Origin of the sequence: Variovorax robiniae, assembly GCF_037889955.1 — a bacterium.
Lineage (GTDB): Bacteria > Pseudomonadota > Gammaproteobacteria > Burkholderiales > Burkholderiaceae_C > Variovorax > Variovorax robiniae.
Window position 1 is genome coordinate 1 of the sequence record NZ_JBBKZS010000045.1, and the last position, 18,792, is coordinate 18,792.

An 18,792-nucleotide genomic window follows, 5' to 3' on the forward strand; every position below is an offset into this window, starting at 1 on the left:
GCGGCCCCTGCGGGGGCTGAAATAATGAAAGCCAGAACAGCCAAAAGAGAAGTCAGGCCATCCCGGTCTGACTCAAGCCAATAGGCCTCCTCGAAAGCCGGTGTGGTTCAGCTCGCCGCATTGCGGGGAGGTACATGGGCGGCTCAGCCATGAGGCGGATTATCCTGAATCATTGCGCGCGGGCTCGCACGTTCTTTGCGCAGCTCCGGTACATATCTTCGCCTGGGCGAAACAGCCGAGCGAGTGCGTTGCGCCGTGAGGCCGAATCTCGCCTGATCGGTCGTGGAACTTCAGCCCAGCCTCACTTTCCCACGCACCGGAAGTTGCATAAGACCGAGGCGGTGGTGTCGTTCGTCCGGCGCTCATGCGCAGCAGAGGTTGCCTCACCAACGAAAGGGGGTGGGTTGTCGAGCAGCGGAGGAGACGCGGACGGCATCGTCGATTGGGTGCGAATAGAGGCGCCCGACGGTCCCAATGGCATCTCCACCTTTCCATCTGCTGCAGCGATCATGGCGGCCGCCGGCAGCCTTGGACTCTGAGAGAGAGTAGGCCGCGCAAATCTGAACACATCCCAAAGTGCAGTGGGTCAAGCTGCGCCCGCGTTCCCCCTTGGAATCGTGAGGCGTTGGTCAAAGGTTTCCGTTCGCGTCGACGTACCCGGTCGTCGGCACCCAGGGACGCATCTGGTAGTCCTCGCTCACAACCCAATGTGCCTCGCCGCTTCGCGGACGCTTCATCGCGACCACTGGACAGTCCTCGCCCGCAATGACGCTCAACTTGCATTCGGCATGAAGTCGCATTCGAACCAATTTGTGGTGGCAGGGCTTCGCCCTGTGTTCCGCAACCCTGGTGATGCGGCGCAGACCGGTAAACGGAAGGAGATGGCAGACGGAAGAGTTGTCGACCATGGCGAGCTTTCACGCCACTACTTTCAGATGATTCTTTGGACAAACGCTCGGAGATACCAATCCAGTGTAGGGCGATCACTCTAGTCTTGAGCTTGACGGTACCAGGTCTCGATGGCAATGTTGCAGTGCAACAAGAATGAACCCGCCGTCACCAAATGCGTTCATGGCCACTCGGTTGACGTTCACCGCAATCGGCGAGAGCAGGTCCCGGTACGAGTTGGAGGACCTTATTGACGAAGTAGACGACGTGGAATGGGGCATCTTGCGTCGCTGCGCCGGATGGCAAAACTATTTTGGAATTGATCGTGTGAATTCCCGATATATGAGCAATCAAGTGGACGTGATGTCTCCAAGATCAGAGACTACTCGCTTGTGGTTTCACCTTTGAAGATGCACGCAGGTCATGACTGACGTCAATATTGCCATCCAAGACCCGACCGACTATCGAATGCTGTCGACTCGCCAGCAGGCTGCGTTGCTCGGGCGCCACCGCGACGAGTTGGCCTGCTTGATTGCGCCTTGCATCATCGAGGAGCAGGTGCGCGATGGCACCGGCGTCATGATCGCTGAACGCGACGCCGTGGTGCTCATCAATCCTGAGCCCGGCGACAGCGCAGGCGTCCGGGACGCCTACATCGCCTGTGTGCTCGTGCGGCCCGGCATGCGCGGCAAAGGGCTCGGCGGGCAGGTACTCGACGCCGTCCGTGCTCGCTTCCCGGACGCGACGCTGAGCCTGGAGTGCTTCGGCCCAAGGCGCGTGGCATTCTTCGAGCGCCACGGCTTCAATCGGACGTCCACCACGCGGGGCGGCTACTTCTGGATGCGCAGCGACCCCGGGCAGGCGCAGTCGTTCGCCGACACATTGAACCGATCAACGCGACGCGCACGGGGACTGGGCGCCGCGGCAGATCGGGGGCGACGGGCACGCGCACAAGTCAACGGCCCGTGAGCGCGCGAGACACGATCTCGATCTGCTTGCGAACGAACACCTGTCCAGGGTCGGAACCCTTGCTCGCCGGCCATACCAGCTTGATGGCAAACGTTCTGGCGGACACCACTTCGGGCAGTACCCGAAGGTGGAAAGCGTCGCGTGCCAGTTTCAGCATGCTCCTGGGCACCAGCCCCACCAGGTCCGATTGGCTGGCGAGCAGCAAGACTTCCATGATCTCCGACACCTCGATCGCGAAGTTCAGCTTCAGGCGCAGCCATTCCTGAAGGCCGGGCACTGGACTATCGCCATCGATGCGAGGACGCAATCCCACGAACTCCAGGGATCGCAGATCCTTTTCGTGACGAACTTTGAGCGCGGCAGGGTGGTCCCGTCGCGCAACCGCCACCAGGGCATCCTCGAAGAGCGCGAGATCATGGAAGTGACTGCTTGTCGGCACCAGCCAATCGACGGCCGCATCGAAACCGCCACTTCTCAGCGAATGCTCGAGGTCCACCGGCCTGGAGCGGGTGCTGAAAGAGACATCGATTCCCGGCGCAGCGGTCGCGAGCCGCTCGCGCAGGCGCACCGCCAGCAAGGGTCCCAGCGGATGCGACACGCTGATGTGAAATGACCGTGTCGAGGACTTCGCGTCAAAGCCGCGGGCGTCCGAGACCGACTCGCGAAGCGTGCCCAGCGCACCGTGCAACTTCGCATAGACAGCGTCCGCGGTAGCGGTCCGATGGACGCCCCTGCCGTGACGAACGAACAGTTCGTCGTTCAGGAGGATTCGCAGGCGCGCCACGGCGTTGCTGACGGCCGGCTGGCTCATGGCAAGACGCTGCGCGGCGCTCGTCAAGCTGCGCTCCTCATAGACCACCTCGAAGACCGGCAGGAGGTTCAGATCGACACTTCTGAGATTGAGCATGTGAATACCTGAGGTAGGAACTATCAAGTGGACGTTATCCGTCGTGGAGCCGAGACTACTCCCAATACCTCTTCTTTGGCGATGGACAGCATCATGAACTTCGGCGACCTTCAACCTGGCGATCTTTTCACCTTCAAGCCCCTCATCGGCATGCCGTGGTCGGACCGCAAGGTCGATCGCAAGACAACCGACAGGACATTCCACCGCGCGGACAAGGTGCTCAGCATCCGCATCATCGGCTCGACCATGACGCCGGTGACCCCGGAATCGTCCGACACCATGGCCAGTTCGCAATCGCGGCGCGGGCAAGTTGCAACTTTCGCCATCGCCTGATGCGTGTGGCATCGACAAAAAACTTGATGAAAACACGGCCGCTTTGCGGGCGGATATGTGAACGAGACCTGGACACTGCAGCTTCGGCGCGCGTTGAAGTGCATGACCATAACCCTAGCCCTTCACAAGGCAGCGCTTTTTGCTGTCAAAAAACTGAAGGCATACGTCCAACTTCTGGAGGCTTCATTGACGGGTGTAACAAGACGAGCCTTGATGGCAAGCGCTGCGGCGCTTTGCGGCCTGGTTCCACTTCATGCGCTGGCCGATGCTTCGCAAGTCTCATTGGCAGGACTGGCTTACGCCGGCGACTCCCAAACTCTGGAGCAGCGTTTCCCTTACTCGCGGCGCTACGAGAAGGGCCTCGCAGCCGGGGTAGGCAGCAGCCTGCCACTTGCCCGCATCCAGGCCGCAGTCAGCCAAACACCACCGCAGAACTTCCAGGTGACGCAAGACCGAATTGCGGAACTCAAAGGCCGCGACCAGGCCATCGTGTCGTCGTTGGTTATCAGTTCGGAGACCGTATCTGTCGAGACCTTCGGCAACCTGCGCAAGCTCATTGTGCTCATCCGCGGCCAAGCGCTCTTCTTCGACTTCAAGACGATGACTGTGCTGCGCTCCTATCCGGTGAGGTTCGCACACATCGAAGCTTTCGACCATCAACCGACCGAAGAGGAAGTTCTCACCCGAGTAAAACTCTTGTACGAGGGCACCGACAGCCAGCCGGGGCTCTTCACACGCTATGCCAATGTCTTGGCCAAGGCAACCCTTCCCGGGCAGGCCTCGCACACCATCAAGGTAGCCCAAGTCAACCTTTCGCCTGACCTGCTGAGCATGCTGCCGCCCTATCTGAAGGGCACCCCCGGCATTGCAGACACGTGGGCCGCCGACTTGGTGGCCGAGGCGCTCTCCACAAGAACGGGTGTTCCGGTCATTCCCTACACCCAAGGCTATGCGACCGGAAAGGTCATGTCAATGCGAGTTGCGGACGGCGATGTGTACCTGCTCAAGCTTCCTGACCCGGATTACGCAATTACGGTGGAATTCACGGGCTTGAAAAAGGTCAAGTACAGCGAAAACGCCATCGGGGCGAGCTTCGTCTACGGCAGCTTCGCCAACGTGAAGATTGAGGAACCCTTGTCGGGCACCGTGTACATGAACGCTGCCGTCAAAAACGCTGAGGTCAAGGTCGTGCCCGCCACGCAGACCACTGTCGACGACTTTCCCGCCTTCTACGACTCCATCAACGGGTTGTTCGAGAAGCTTTCCGACGCCGCTGCCGGCAAGGGCAACACGTGGGTCAAGGCCGCCTCGCCCAACCCCGACATCGAAACTCAAATCGCCAAAACCAAGGACATGTTGAAGCTATGCAAGTAATTCGCGCTTTCCTTTTGATGCTGATTGCCGCATTCGCGTTTACGGCCACGGCCCAAGTGCAGCAGGCCCGCGGGAAAGCTTCTGTCACTTACCAGGGCAAGGCCGCCACGGCGGATGACAAAGCCAAAGCCTCCCAAGCGGCCCAGCTCAAGGCCGTAGAGTTCTATTACGCCGAGGCTGGCGAATCCGAGTCGGAAAACTTCGACGCCGTGCGCGAGAAGATTCTGGCCAATCCGGACCGCTACATCCTGGAGACGACGGTCTTGGCTGAAGAGGACAACCCGGACAAGCGCCAGTTCACGACGGCAGTGCGCGTCTCCCTTAATGTGGCAAATCTGCGCAATCTGATGAAGGCGGGGTCCGCTGTCGCCCAAGCTGGCGCCGGACAGAAGTCCCCACTGGCCTTCGTCTTCGTATCGCGCCAGGTCGCTTCCGTGAAGTCTTTCGATGACCGCGTGTACAAGCGCGTGGACGAAACGGCGACGGGCGGTCTGAAGGAGTTCCACGCCAAGACGGGCTCCGAGGGCGAATCCATTGGCAACGGCCAAGTCAAGACAAATGCTTCCACATCATCGCAGTCCAACGTGGCCGGCAACCTCTCCCGCTCCGTCGAAGCTGGTGGCAGTACCACCAAGCGATCCAGCGAAGCGACCTATCGCCTCATCCCGAGTGCGAACCTGAACCAGGTGTTCAGCAGCACGTTCACCCGTGCCGGCTTCAGCGTCAAGGACGCGGCGTTCATCGAACCCATGTCGGGCGGCAAGTTCAAGGTGGCAAGTGTCGAAGCCGACTACCAAACCGGCAACGACTTGAAAACGGCCACCCTGCAGTCCATTGCCTCCGGGATGCGTGCGGCACAAGTCCCGTACATCGCATTGGGCACGATGGACGTCGGCACGGCGGACAAGGACCCGGCCACCGGCTTGGTTCGCGTCGCTGTGGTGGTGAACGCCAGGATTTTCGACGTCACCCAAGCCATCCCCGACACCAAGGCTGCAGTGGGCCCTGTCACCTACTCCGGGGTCGGCCCGACCGAAGACGAAGCACGCGGCAATGCCCTGAAGCAGGCTGCCAGCAGCGCTGCGCGCGAGCTGGCCAGCCAGGTCACCGCCCAGCGCATGCAGTGAGCGAAATTTCCAACCCCTTTTCCGTTCACCCTGAACACCAACCACAACCTAGGTCATCTAATGAACAAGCTCGCATCTTCCCTCGCAGTCGCCGGTTTTCTGGCAGTCGCTTTGACCAACGTCGCCAGCGCCCAGTTCTCGCTCAAGGCCATTCCCGGCGTTTCAAACGTCGTTGCCTCTGGCAACAGCGGTGGCACCCCTGCCGCCGATCTTGGCGCACAGCAAGATGACTTGGTGCGCGGTTATGTGGCTGCCAACAGAGATGTGCTGAACGCCAACTCGAAGATGGCCGCAGCGCTCGGAATGAAGGAAGATTCCCTGAAACTCAAGCAGACGGCAGACTCGATGACTGAAGGCTCCACGGTGGGTAACCTGGAGCCGAGTAACAAGCAGATCGCCGTGTCGACGAAGGCCCTCGCAGCCGAGATGGCCAAGCAGCCCGTGTTGGACGCCAACTCCAAGGCTCTGTACAGCGCCGGCTTGATTTCGCTGGTGTCCGGCGTGACCAAATACGTGGGGGTCGGCAAGAATGTGAAAGAAATGACCACGCATCTCTCGGGCGCGTCGCCGATGCAATTGCCCAAGCTCCAATCGGCTGTGTTCGTGGTGTCGAAATTCCCAGACTCCATGTCGACCGTGGCCAGTGCGCTCAAGACGGCGGTTGACTTCGCCAAGACCAATGGCATCCAAATGCCGGCTGGCACCGATGACGCCATGGCTGCCATCGGCTTCGCCGCAATGTGATCGGGGAAATGTCCGATGCGCCACATACTTTGCGTGACTGCACTGGCCGCAGCGACCATCTTGGCCGCCTGCGGCAAGCAGCAAGCCCCGGCTGAAAAAGCGCCCACTGCGGTTACTGCCGCGACCAACGTCGCTCCTCCAGTCCCCGATGTCGGCAAGGTAGTGAACGTCCCGACCAATGCCATTGGCTTTGGTGCCAGCCCTGGCGAAGCCGTGGCTGAGGCCTTGAAATTAGCCATCCTCCAAGTGAACGGCGCGGCCATCCAATCGACCACCGTCTCGGCCAAGTATGGTCTGGACGTGTCCCTTAATCAGGACTCGGCATCGCTGCGCGCAAACGCGTTTGCGGACATCGTCAAGCAGCGCTCCGGCGGCGTCGTCCAGAACTTCAAGCTGGTTGAATTGCAGGAGCCCACCAAGGGCACCAACCACTACAAGGCAACCATCGAAGCGCAAATTGCCAAGTTCACGCCTTCTGCCGACATGCAGAAAATCAAGGTCGTGATTGGGCCGATTCACTTCGACGGCGCCACCGTGCCTATGGGCGACCGCACGGTTTCCTCGGCCGAAATCGGCGCCACGTTGCGCCAGCGCATCAGTGACGCCCTGGTGCAAACGGGCCGCTTTGACGTGCTGGATCGCGAGATGAGTCCCGAGATTGAGCAGGAACTGTCGATGATTTCATCAGGCCAGGCACCCAGTGCCGAACTTGCCAAGTTGTCTCAGGCCGCGAGCGCGGACATTGGGTGGAGTGGCCGCGTCAGCACGCTCGCCTACAACCGGCATGTTCGCAAGCTGCAGACCAGCGACCGCGAACTCGTGAGCTACGAAGGTGGCTGGGCGATTTCCGAGAAGCTGGTGAATGTGGCAACGCGCCAAGTCATGGCTTCGGAATCTCTGCGGGGTGTGGCACCTTCGGTAGCGCCAACAACGCTCAGCCAGGGTGTGGACTCCATCAAGGTGCTTGAAGACATTTGCAGCGACATAGTCAACCAAGTGGTGACCTCGGTTCTACGTCGCACCTTCCCGGTGACCGTGGTGTCGCGTGACGGTACCAATGTTGTGCTGAGCCAGGGCGGCCAGTCGATGAAGGAGGGCAATCGCTACCGCGTGGTGGCCATGGGCGCCGAGATGAAGGACCCGCAGACCGGCCAGAGCCTTGGGCGCGTGGAACAGCCCTACGGCGAACTGGTGGTGGACCGCGTTACGCCGAACCTCAGCTACGGACACCTTGAAAACGTTCACGTCAATCTGGATGCGCTGCCAGTCGGCGGCCTCCAGCTGCGCGATGAAGTCAAGGGCCGGGCGCTGGCGCAAGCGGCTCCTGCAGCGGCAGGTGCGCCTGGTGCAGAGCAGTTTGCACCTGCGCCCTCGTCGGCAGTCCAGGCAACACAGGCCACTGCGGCACCAGCGTCAAGCACGGTGCCGGTCGCCAAGGCAGTGCAAACCCGGCCGTCCCCTGTAGCTAGCGAAGCGCCTGCGCCAAAAGCTGACGACAAGTGGTGACCCCTGTTGCAGCGGAGTGGATCCGCTTCTATTCGGGGTGATTTCAGTTTCGGTGCATGTATGGAGTGCGCCGGGAGACCGGCAAGGAGAAAAGGGTGCAAGTCGCTGACGACAAAGATGTAGCGAATCATGTTGTCCCCGAGTCATGCGCGGCGCATCGCGAGATGCGACGTGAAGCGTTGACAGGGGTACGCACAGGCCAGCCATTGAGCCACGATAGATGCTTATTCTGGGTGCCGACGCCGTTCCATAGGCGGAAGGCAACACGGACTGGTGCGCTTCACGCGAGCGCTCGGCCGACCCGGCGTGGTCGTAGAACCTGGCATGTGCGCACGCTCCTTGTACGGGAACCGGGAGATCTCGGGTCTGACCAGTCGCCTCATGGGCTGGCCCGCATCGGGAAGGCGAGGAGCCGTAGCCGATGATGAACGGACTCGAGAAGTCAGACTCGGTCATAGTAGCTGTGATGCCTGCGAACAAGTCCAGGAAGCCGGCTGCGAGTGGGTGGAGCCAAGGGCCGAGACCAAGGGAAACATGGGTCAACCGCACACGCGACGGACTCAGAGCCGCGGTAGCGTGTCACAGGGGCTGCACCGTGTACGGCAAGCTGCAAGGCAGCGGAAGAAGGAGAAGTTCACCGCGCTGCTGCACCACGTGACGGTCGACCGGCTGAGGGAAGCGTTCCTGGCGCTCAAGCGCCGTGCCGCCCCGGGGGTTGATGGCGTGACATGGGAGGACTACGAGGCGGAGATGGAGGGCAACCTCCAAGATCTGTACGCACGGGTCCAGAGCGGCGGATATCGGGCGCAGCCCGTCAGGCGAAGGTTCATTCCCAAGCCTGGCACCGACAAGCAGCGCCCGCTCGGTATTGCCGCGCTTGAGGACAAGATCGTTCAGCGTGCGCTCGTCGCAGTGCTCAATGCCATCTATGAGGAAGACTTCTGACGTCTCCCCCGAATTCCGGACTTTTCAAAACTAGAGGTACGGTTGCTGACTAAGAATTAAGTTTCAACCCGTCCGCGCAACAGGGTCAAGTCCAAGTCCAAACAAGAACGCGCGGGTGACTCAGGTCAGCAGCGACACGCCCTGCCGCCCCACCGCCGCGGCGCACTGAGCGACGGGCCTGCAGCGACCACCTCATTTCGGTCAGGGGGGATTACGCCAGCACTGGATTGCGAAGCTTTCGGAAGTTATGGCGCTCGGAAGACCGAAACGCCGCTGCGGCCTGGAGATTTTCCCAACTTGATGTGAATCAACTTGGGGCGCTGGATCCTGCCATAGCATGAGGATGCGTCTCACGGGCCGCCGTGTCGCGAGGGATATGTATGCTCCGGGCCCTCGAGAACAGGAATGGTCCCCATGAATTTCTTGCGCCTTCTTGCGTGCACCGCCGTGGTTGGCGCCGTGCAGCCCGTTATTGCGCACCCGATCAATGCGTGTATCGATGGGCAGGGGCGAAAGGTCATGACGGATCGGCCTTGCGAAAATCCCGCGGTGGAACATGAACGCGACAAGCAGCGGAAAGTGCGCGGCGTCGGCGTCGAGCAGGTTCGCGCTCCGGACGTCTTCGAGACGAGAACGAAGATCGGCGACAACGGCAAACCCGTTTCGACGCATTCTTCGGGCGACGCTGGCAAGCCGCAAAAAAGCCAGGGGCGCTAGCATCTGTTCGCAAGACGGGCGCAGTCGCGAATCTTTCTTGGGGAACACCGTGGGGCACATCGCTTTCGCTCGAATTCTGTTCGTTGTCCTCGCTGCCGCAGGCTCGCTCTGCTTCGGTCCCCGGGCGAGCGCGGCGGGCGATCATGCCGCGGTCGACATGGGGCCCCGTGCAGTCACCGCCATGACGACGAGGCAGGTGCTCGACCACGGGCGAAACGAACAGGTGGTGCGATTGCGGGGCCGGATCGCTTCTCACGAAGGCGGACAAAACTACACGTGTCGCGACCACACGGGCTCGCTTCCTGTCACCATCGAGCGCGCAAAACTCCCGGCAAAACAGACCCTGCGTTCCGGACAGCGCGTCGAACTCGACGGGCAGATCTTCAAGGAGATGCGGCACAAGCTGGAGTTCAGGGTGAAGCAGGTGCGGCTCCAATAGCATTCGATTCGCAATGAGTTGCGACCAGGGATGCGCCACGCGTTGCGACGCCGTTCGCGCGCCATGGCGTTGCTGCGATGGGCTGAAAACTGCGCAACATCGTCGACAAAAAGCACATGATGCTCACGCCGAAGAAGTGAGGCGAAGTGTTCTTCGCCCCATAGCCTCGTGCACCGACGTTCGAGCAATAGCAGCCGCCCTTGGCGGTGCGCACAGGGGACAACGTGACGATCTCGATACTTCTGCAGTTCGCCGTAGTGCTCGCGGCCATCTGGATGGGCGCGCGTTGCTCGGGCGTGGGACTCGGGCTCTGGGGCGCCGTCGGCCTGCTTGTGCTGATGGTCATGTTCGGCGTAACACCCACTTCGCCACCGATCGACGTGATGCTCATCATTCTCGCAGTCATCATGGCCGCGTCGGTGATGGAAGCCGCGGGCGGCATCGACTTCCTCGTGCGCATCGCCGAGAGGGTCATTCGGGCCAATCCGAAGTACGTGACCATCGTGGCGCCACTGACGACTTGGGGCTTCACGTTCGTGGCGGGAACGGGCCACATCATCTACCCGCTGTTGCCAGTCATTTACGAGACCGCACATCAGGCCGGCATCCGGCCAGAAAGACCGATGGCCGTCGCGACGATCGCCTCGCAGCAGGCGATCACGGCAAGCCCTGTCGCTGCGGCCACGGCGGCGATGATTGGCTTGTTCGCGGAAAGAGGGCTGACGCAATGGGGCCTGCCGCAGGTCCTGATGATCTGCGTGCCGGCAAGCTTGGCCGGCGTCATCGTGGCAGCGATTGTCTCGATATTCCTCGGCGAGGATCTCCGCGACGACTCCACGTACCAGGCACGTCTGAAGGCCGGCGAAGTACCTCCCGCGAAGCCCCGGGACCAACGAGCGCCGCTCGCGCCGTCTGCAAGGATCTCCGCCTTGATATTCCTTTCCGGCGTGGCGCTGGTGGTGGTGTTCGGGTTCTTCCCGGCGCTGCGCACCTTGCCAGGCCAGAAGAGCGCGCTCGAAATGCCTCTCGTGATCGAGATCGTGATGATGTCTGTTGCGGCGCTCATGCTGGCTGCGACGAATGTCAAGGTCGACGCGATCCCGAAGACGGCGACCTTGCACGCCGGCGTGGTGGCCGTGATCGGCATCTTCGGCCTGGCATGGATGGGCGACAGCTTCATCTCGGCGAACAAGGACGTCATCCTGCCTGCGATCGGCCATTGGGCTCGCGCCGCGCCGTGGACTTTCGCGTTCGGGCTGTTCTTCGCATCGGTGCTTCTCTACAGCCAGGCCGCAACGACGCGGGCGCTGATGCCACTGGGCATGGCGCTCGGAATTCCGCCCCAGTTCCTCATTGCGATGTTTCCGTCGGTCAATGGCTACTTCCTCATCCCGACCTACGGTTCGCTGATAGCGGCGATCAACTTCGACCTTTCAGGCACGACGAGGATCGGCAAGTATGTACTCAACCACTCTTTCATGATTCCTGGATTGGTCGCGACCGCTACCGCGGTGTTCGTGGGCTTGCTCCTCGCTCGAGTGATCTTTTGAGCCGCATGCGGCGACAGACAAAACCGTCGAATGGGGGCATCCTGGGAATCCCAAGCGGTCTTTGGCCCAGCGCTGGTGCGCGTATCGCGTCGGGCGGAAATCCACAGCGTGATCTTCGGGGGCACGGACTTGACGGATCGTGCCGCACGGGATCGGTATTCAAGATGCCCACACCATGGCACCGATACGTGCTGAACCAAAGTCCAGTCCCATTCGCTATCGCTCTGACGTAGGGTTTGTGCGTGGACAGTGCTGGGCCATTCATTGCTGTAGTGGACGACGAACTGCCCGTTCGCGTGATGCTCGGGCGCCTGTTGCGGCTGGCCGACTACCGGGTCCGCGAATACGCGAGCGGCAAGGAGTTTCTGTCCTCGCTGAGCGGCCATCCGCCGCTATGCGCCATCGTGGATCTGTACATGCCAGGCTTGTCGGGGTTTGAGGTGCAGTCGCGCCTCAGCGCCGCGAACCTGAAGGTGCCGGTCGTGTTCATCACCGGGTCAGACGACGCCACGCTCGAGCGCACCGTGCGCACGGCCGGTGCAAGGAATCTGCTGCGCAAGCCGTTCTCGAGTGACGAACTGCTCGAGGCGATCCACGGTGCGATTGGCTCGGCCGGTCGGACCTGGATGGGCGACTAGCCCAAGGTGTATCCCAAGTTCGGGTTATGGTGTCCCTTTCGGTGGCAATTGATACGGTCGGTGCGAGCAACGCAAGGCATGGCTACAACTTGCAGGTACTCACCGGCCGGCCCAAGTCGTCGACCTTCGAAGGAAAACCTCTGGCGACCGTATCAATCCGCGAGATTAGGACCTTGATCCCTACCAGCGCACCTTGATGCCGAGCGAGGCTTGCACCGCGGACTTCAGCGTCGCATCGCCGCCGATGCTCCAGAGGTGGCCGATCTCGCCGTACAGGCTGGTTGCCGGGTTCAGCGCCAGCGTGGCGCCGGCGGCGGCTTCGGCTGCGCTGTACCCGCCCCCGCTCGAGATCGCCAGGGCTCCCGCCGGGCCGATGAAGGTGGCCACGCTGTCGCCGAAACTCGCCCGGTACAGGTTCACGCGGGCATAGGGCTCCAGCCGCCCGGCAGCGGTGGCGAAGTTGCCCTTGATGCGCAGGCCAAGGCGCCCGATCCAGCCGCTGGCAACGTCCTGGCGGACCTGCGCGCCACTGAGCACCATGTCGTCCACGCTGCTGCGCTGAAAGGCGATCTGGGCTTGCGGTTCCAGGCTCCAGCGTGCGTTGAGGGCGAAGGGCATGCCTACCTCCACGGAGGCGGCAACGCTGCTCGCCTTGCCGCCGACGCCCAGGTTGATGTCGGGGCGTATCGTGAAGCGCTGGCTGCCTCCTTGCAGCACGCTGTCGACGTACAGGCCGCTCGCGTCCATCCAGGTGGCGTAGGCGCCCAGGTAGCGCGATTGCAGTTCGTTGTAGCCCACACGGGCGACGATGCCGCGGGCGTTTCCGCTCACGTCGGCACTGCCATCGAGATAGCCCACATACACGCCCGCGCGCCAGTTGCCGCTGGCCCACAGGTCGGTGCCGGCTTGCAGTCCGGCCACGTGGCCGTCGGAACGGACCTGGGCGACGCCCGGCTGCTGGATGTCCATGTCGGCGTACACCACGCGACCCCAGGCCCGGCGTGTGCCGCCTGGCGCGGCTGCCTGGTTGTCCTGCAAGGAAGCTGATGGGGCCGACGGGGCCTCGTCACCGATGCGCCGGTGCAGGTTGCCCAGCATGGCCAGGTCGGCCTGTCGCAGTTGCGCCGGCAAGGCTGCCAGCAGCGGGACTTCCACGCGGTAAGTCGGTACCTGCACGGGTGCGACGGGCTCGTTGGGCGGCACCACCGTCGTGGTAGAGCGCAGGTACCAGTTCTCGCCCGCGCCCTGTGCATCGGCGGCATACAGCCGGTATTCATAGGCGCCGGCGTCGACGTGGCCATTCGCCAGGGTGAAGGCGCTCTTGGTCGTCTGCGCGGTCGTCGTCGCGCCATTGGTCCCACTGACCACCTCGATGCCGTTGCCTGTGGTGAGCGCGCCGAGCCCGCCCAAGTTGGTGATCTGGATCGTGGTGTTGCCGCTGGCGCTGGCGCCCGGGCCATCGAGCACCAGCCGGTCGCTCACGCTGCCGTCGCCGCCCAGCTGCGTGCCCAGCCGCAACAGACTGTGGGCGACATAGGCGCCGGTCACCGTGAGCGTGCTGCCTGCGGCGGCGCTCAGGAGGCTCACCGTGCCTGAGTTGTCCAGCGACGCGACGCGCTGGTTGAATCCACCGGTGTCGAGCGTGGCGCCGTTCGCCACGGTGTAGGCCGAATTGGGGCTGAAGGCATTGGGCGCGCCTGCGCGCAAGGTGCCGGCGGCCACTGTCGTGGCGCCGCTGTAGGTATTCGCGGCCGACAACACGGTCGCCCCCGTCCCGCTCTGGCTCACGCCGCCGCTGCCGGAGATGAGACCTTCGAATGTGTAGAGGTTGTTCCTATTGAAGGCGAGCGTGCCGTTGGTGACGCTCACATTGCCGGTGATCGATCCGGTGTCAGCGCCGTTGCCGAGCTGCAGCGTGCCGTTCGAGATGGTCGTGCCGCCCGTGTAGCTGTTGGCCCCCGTCAGCGTGGTGGTCCCAGCACCGATCTGCTGCAGCGAGCCGCTACCCGAGATCGCGTTGGACACGGCGCTGGCGTCGCCGCGGTTGAACGCGATGACGCCGTTGTTGGCGATGTCGCCCGCACCGAAGGAGCCCGCGGCCCCGCCGTTGCCGATCTGCAAGGTGCCCGCGCTGATGGTGGTGCCGCCTTCGTAGGCGTTGTTGCCGGCGAGAACGAGCGTGCCGCTGCCCAGCTTGGTGAGTCCACCGCTGCCGCCGATGGTCTGCACGATCGTGGCGGTGTGGCCGTTGGTGTCGATGCGGCCGCCCGGGGCATCGAAGGTAACGGTACGCGTCGTGGCAAGGCTCAGGTCGGCATCGGTGCGCAAGGTGCCCCCGCCAAATTCCAGCGGACCGCCGGATGCGCCCAGGTTGGCATCACTGGCAACCGCGAGCACGCCATTGGCGAGGAAGGTGCCGCCGGCATAGCTGTTGGCGCCGCTGAGCACCAGGGTGCCGCTTCCGGACTGGGTGAGCATGCCGGGGCCGGAGATCGGCCCTGTGAGGCTCAGGGTGGTGCCTGCCATCGGCGCGAAGGTTCCGCCGTCGCTGCCGAGACCGATGTTGCGCGCACTGCCGAAAGTCGCGCTGCTGATCAGTGTGCCCTTGTTCAGGCTGAGCCCGCCGCTGGCTGCGCCGAGGTTGTTGTCGGCGCTCACCTGCACCGAGCCACCGTTGATGGCAGTACCGCCGGAATAGGTGTTGGCGCCGCCGAGCACCAGCAGCCCCGCGTCGGAGCTGATGAGCCGTGCAGGGCCGCCCGCCCCGTCGACGATGGACGCATTGATGGTGGCGCTCACCGAGGGGTCGACCCGGATGAACGTCTCCGGCTCACCCGCCAACGTGAAGCCCGCGCCCTCGATCGTGTACCCGGTGGTGCGGAACTGCATGCCCTGGAACGAGATGTTCTGCCCCAGCGTGACAGCGCCGGCGGCCCCCTGGAAGACGGCGAAACCGCTTTGCCAGGGCGCGTTGACCGTGCCGCCCGCGTTGGTCCAGTTGGTGGTCGTGGTGTTCCAGGTCGACGTGCCGCCATCGACCAGGTTGTTGGCCGTGGTGTTCACGCCGTCCCAGTACTGCAGCGCAAAGCCGCCCGATTGCACGATCAGGTTCACCTGGCCTGGCGTCGCGGTGTCGACCAGGAAGTCGCTGCTGACAAAGCGCGCTGGCAACTGCCCGTTGATCGCGAGTCCGTTGTCGGTGAGCGTGCCGCCGTAGTTGAAGACGCGATACGTGCCGGGCGACATGCCGCCCAGGTTGGCCAGGTTGAGCGTGCCGCCGAGCGTGAGGTTGCCGGCCACGTTGGTCAGGTCGTTCTGGGTGCCGCCGACCTCCCCGGGAAAGCCCAGTTCGTAGTCGATCTGCGAAGCGCCATTGAGCGCCAGCGAGCCCACGTTGAGGGTGCCCGGGCTGTTGCCCGGTGCGAGGTGGCCGCCGTCGGCCACGGTGACCGCGCCGGCCAGCGTTCCGGTGCCGCGCAGCGTCGCGCCGGCGTTGACCTGCGCGCCGCCGCCGACCGTGCCATTCACCGCCAGCACCCCACTGTTGACGTTCGTGAGGCCCGTGTAGGTGTTCAAGCCGGTCAGGTTCAGGACGCCATTGCCGGCCTGGGTCACGCTGCCCGTGCCGCTGATGACAGCGCCGTAGCTGCGCGTGTCGCTGCGGGCGTATACCAGCGCCCCGTTGTTGACGATGTTCCCGGAGACGGTGCCGGCGGCGGCATCGGCTCCGATCTGCAAGGTGCCGCTGCTGATGGTCGTGACGCCGGTGTAGGAACTGCCGCCCGTGACCGTCAGCGTGCCGGTGCCCGCCTGGACAAGGCCGCCCGTGCCGCTGATGACACCGGCGAAGGTGATGTCGTCTGTCCGGTTGAAGGCCAGCAATCCGTTGTCGACAACGTTGCCGGTGATGCTGCCCGAGGTGCCGCCATTGCCGATCTGCAATGTCCCTGCGTTGATAGTGGTTCCGCCGGTGTAGTTGTGATTGCCGGTCAGTACCCACTTGCCAGTACCGCTTTTGGCCAGCGTCGTTGCGCCGCCGTTGTCTCCAAGCGTGGCTGCCAGTGTATTGAGGCCCGTGCTGCTCCCACTCAACGTCAATGTGCGAGCGCCCGTCGCGTTGAATCCCACGGCCCCGGTGTTGGTGAAGTTCAGCGCTCCGGTGCCGGATGCTTCGATCGTGCCTCCCGCGGCGCCGACGCTGAACAGGCGGTCGGTGGCGTTGCCGGCGCCCGTGTAGCGCAGGGTGCTGCCGTTGATGACCAGATTGCGGGCTTCATTGGTGGAACTTCCGATGTTGCTGGCAAGTCCCCCGTTGGCCAGCGTCGAAACGCTCAGCGTTCCGCCCTGGATGATGGTCGGGCCGCTCCAGGTGTTGGCGCCTGAGAGCGTCAGTGTGCCGCCGAGAGTCTTCTGGACGCTGCCCGTCCCCTCAAGGACACCGGCATAGGTGCCGTCTGTGTCCTGCAGGAACTGCACCAGCCCGTTGTCGGTGACCAGCGGCGGCAGGCTCTGCGCGCGCACGGCGAGGGTGCCATTGGTGTTGACCGTGACGCTGCCGTTGAAGGACGAATTATTGCCCGTCAGCGCCAGCGTGCCCTGGTTCACCAGCACCCGCAGCGGCACGCGGCCGCTGTCGGTGCCGATGGAGCCGGTCAAGGTCCAGGTCCCAGCTCCCGTCTTGGTCAGGGTCTGGAAGTTGCTGATGTTGCCCGGCAGGCTGTCCGAGAAGCCGGCCGCGCCGCCGAGTGTCAGCGTATTGGTGCCACCGCCGCCGTCGAAGTTGCCGGTAATGACCGAACCCGCTTCGAGCGTGAGCTGATCGTTGCCGGAAGCAAACTTGAGGCTGCCCTCCACGCGCGCGCCGGAGCGGTTGGTGAAGATGACGCTGCCATTGCTCGAGTTGCCGATGATGTTGGTGTTCGCGCCGAGATCGGTGCGAACGATGCCGAAATTGTCGATGATGTTGGTGCCGCCCGTGACCCTGTCCTCGAACCAGATGGCCGCACCACTGTGCGATGTGATCGTTCCGTGGTTCGTGATGACATTGCCCACGCCCATCACGTTGATCGGCTCGCCGATGCCCTGCGCGCCGGCGGCAGAGACGCTGGCGCCGTTGCCGATGGTGAGCTGGCCGTTGGAGGCGAACTCGATCGTGTTCAGGCCCGCGTTGTGCAGGCCCCTGGCGCCCTGGTTGTTGGCATTGTTGGTGACCGAGGTGTAGTCGCCGAGCGTGATGACCGCGCCATCGTTCAGACTGATCGCGCTTGCTTCGCCGACGGAGAGCTGTGCGCCGGGAGTGACGGAATTGCCAGATTTGAGCGTTACCGTGAACCCGGTAGGCGTGCTCGGGCCGCTGCCAATGGGGGTTGCCCAGGGGTTGGGGTTGGCCGCGTCGCACGTCACTGGGGAGCCGCTGGTCGTGCACGCGCCCCATGCGTTGCCGGTTGCAGACAGCGCCAGCACGATGCCGGCCAGCCTGAACGGCTCGTCAGCGATCGATGGCTTGCGGCTGCGTGGAGAGATTCTTCTTCTCATTGGCGGTCTCGCTTTCAACCATTTGCCGAGCGAGCGAAGAATGTTCGGGTCGCCCGCCTCCTGCTTGCCAATTGCTGATTGCCCTTCGGACGGGCAGCCAAATCTCACACGGCGGCCCACTACAAAAATGATGCGGGCAGCGCTTCAGCCGGCATTTCGTCATGTCTGTACGCCGAGGTGAATCCAACCAAAGTAGGATTCAAGCCGACCGCCATTTCTAATAGTGGACTTGGACATGCCGCGGGTGAAGGCAGGCTCGCACGCTTCGCCGATCGCGCTGTCGATCGATCGGTTGAGGCGTTTGCCACTTGGAACGGATGGCCGGGACCAAAGGAGGGCAGCGATCCCAAGGCGAGTGCCATCGGCTATCTGGAACACCAGTTTCAAGGTCCACTACGACCATCGCCACTGTGAGGATGTGGGTGGGCGCTTTCGGATGAGCACGAAGAATTACCACAGCCGGACCTCGTGGGGCTGTTCTTCTCCCTGCTGGCGCAGTTCACCAACACTGCGCATTTTGTTGCAGCGGCAGAGTGATCAGCGTCGACACGGACACCTTGAACTCCACGGTGGCGAGGTCGTCGCCAGGATCTTTGCTGGAGTCGTGAACTGGCTGGGCCAACTTTTCTCGGACGCCGCGGGGTCGTCAGGCGCGCAGGGACGCGGCTCCGATATCCCGATTCCGTTCTTCTCGCTGTTGCAGTTCGTGAACATCGGGGATTTTGGCCAGCATCGGCAGACCTGCGCCCAAGTTGCGGTACGGGTTTCCGAGCGCGGCTATGACTTGCGGCATGGTATCGCGCCGTCGATTCAAGTCCTCATCACGGATCTGTTGACGCGCATGACTTGGGTGATCAAGCAGCGATACGTGCACAAACGAGCCTGGAGCGACTGCTGCCTTCTGCCGGCGAGCCCGAACTGCGACGGATGCTGCCGATCAGCCATGGCACGCTGTGCCTTGCTGACGTGACAGACGCGGCGGTCCGCTCCGGAGGCGAGATGATCCAGTTACTCACCAGTCCGTAATTAAAGCGACAAAAACTTGGACTGGTGGTAATCTCTTGAGTCATGAAACGAGACGGCCGCACACTCGACCATGCAACGCTCGAAGAATTTCGTT

The 18,792-nt window shown here is 62.9% G+C and carries 14 protein-coding genes; 12 read left to right on the forward strand and 2 right to left on the reverse strand.

The features are described from left to right. Positions 1-1,311 precede the first annotated feature (1,311 nt). Positions 1,312-1,857 carry a GNAT family N-acetyltransferase gene (locus WKW79_RS35720; RefSeq protein ID WP_340339977.1) on the forward strand — a complete coding sequence of 182 codons (546 nt, stop codon included), beginning with the start codon at positions 1,312-1,314 and terminating at the stop codon, positions 1,855-1,857. Here the strand turns inward: WKW79_RS35720 and WKW79_RS35725 are convergent. Beyond that, the gene (locus tag WKW79_RS35725) at positions 1,844-2,764 is read right to left on the reverse strand and encodes a LysR substrate-binding domain-containing protein (protein WP_340339978.1); all 921 of its coding nucleotides are present in this window, start codon (positions 2,762-2,764) and stop codon (positions 1,844-1,846) included. The genes WKW79_RS35720 and WKW79_RS35725 overlap by 14 nt on opposite strands. A gap of 27 nt (positions 2,765-2,791) precedes the next feature. Between WKW79_RS35725 and WKW79_RS35730 the strand changes: the two genes are divergently transcribed. From WKW79_RS35730 to WKW79_RS35775, 10 genes are all read left to right on the forward strand, one after another. Further along, on the forward strand, positions 2,792-3,097 hold the full coding sequence (locus tag WKW79_RS35730) for a hypothetical protein (protein ID WP_340339979.1): 306 nt from the start codon (positions 2,792-2,794) through the stop codon (positions 3,095-3,097). A gap of 102 nt (positions 3,098-3,199) precedes the next feature. Then, positions 3,200-4,471: a hypothetical protein gene (locus WKW79_RS35735; protein WP_340339980.1), complete on the forward strand. Its 1,272-nt coding sequence runs from the start codon at positions 3,200-3,202 to the stop codon at positions 4,469-4,471. Beyond that, a complete protein-coding gene (locus WKW79_RS35740; RefSeq protein ID WP_340339981.1) occupies positions 4,462-5,598 on the forward strand; it encodes a hypothetical protein in 1,137 nt (378 codons plus the stop codon). Before WKW79_RS35735 ends, WKW79_RS35740 begins: the two co-directional genes overlap by 10 nt. Before the next feature lie 60 nt (positions 5,599-5,658). Next, positions 5,659-6,342, forward strand: a complete 684-nt coding sequence (locus tag WKW79_RS35745; RefSeq protein ID WP_340339982.1) for a hypothetical protein — start codon at positions 5,659-5,661, stop codon at positions 6,340-6,342. A 15-nt stretch (positions 6,343-6,357) separates the two neighbouring features. Then, positions 6,358-7,848, forward strand: a complete 1,491-nt coding sequence (locus tag WKW79_RS35750) for a CsgG/HfaB family protein (protein ID WP_340339983.1) — start codon at positions 6,358-6,360, stop codon at positions 7,846-7,848. Positions 7,849-8,424: 576 nt separating this feature from the next. Beyond that, complete coding sequence (locus WKW79_RS35755; protein WP_479694201.1) at positions 8,425-8,793, forward strand: hypothetical protein; 369 nt, start codon at positions 8,425-8,427, stop codon at positions 8,791-8,793. Positions 8,794-9,207: 414 nt separating this feature from the next. Then, on the forward strand, positions 9,208-9,510 hold the full coding sequence (locus tag WKW79_RS35760) for a hypothetical protein (RefSeq protein WP_340339984.1): 303 nt from the start codon (positions 9,208-9,210) through the stop codon (positions 9,508-9,510). A 37-nt stretch (positions 9,511-9,547) separates the two neighbouring features. After that, positions 9,548-9,949, forward strand: coding sequence for a NirD/YgiW/YdeI family stress tolerance protein (locus tag WKW79_RS35765; RefSeq protein ID WP_340339985.1), 402 nt, complete (start codon positions 9,548-9,550; stop codon positions 9,947-9,949). Between the two features lie 206 nt (positions 9,950-10,155). Beyond that, positions 10,156-11,499 carry an anaerobic C4-dicarboxylate transporter family protein gene (locus WKW79_RS35770; protein ID WP_340339989.1) on the forward strand — a complete coding sequence of 448 codons (1,344 nt, stop codon included), beginning with the start codon at positions 10,156-10,158 and terminating at the stop codon, positions 11,497-11,499. A gap of 272 nt (positions 11,500-11,771) precedes the next feature. Then, the gene (locus tag WKW79_RS35775) at positions 11,772-12,137 is read left to right on the forward strand and encodes a response regulator transcription factor (protein WP_340339986.1); all 366 of its coding nucleotides are present in this window, start codon (positions 11,772-11,774) and stop codon (positions 12,135-12,137) included. Between the two features lie 180 nt (positions 12,138-12,317). Here the strand turns inward: WKW79_RS35775 and WKW79_RS35780 are convergent, their stop codons facing one another. Next, positions 12,318-17,672, reverse strand: coding sequence for an autotransporter-associated beta strand repeat-containing protein (locus WKW79_RS35780; protein WP_340339987.1), 5,355 nt, complete (start codon positions 17,670-17,672; stop codon positions 12,318-12,320). Positions 17,673-18,108: 436 nt separating this feature from the next. Here WKW79_RS35780 and WKW79_RS35785 point away from each other — a divergent pair, with 436 nt between their 5' ends. Continuing rightward, positions 18,109-18,642, forward strand: coding sequence for a hypothetical protein (locus tag WKW79_RS35785; protein WP_340339988.1), 534 nt, complete (start codon positions 18,109-18,111; stop codon positions 18,640-18,642). Positions 18,643-18,792: the final 150 nt, after the last annotated feature.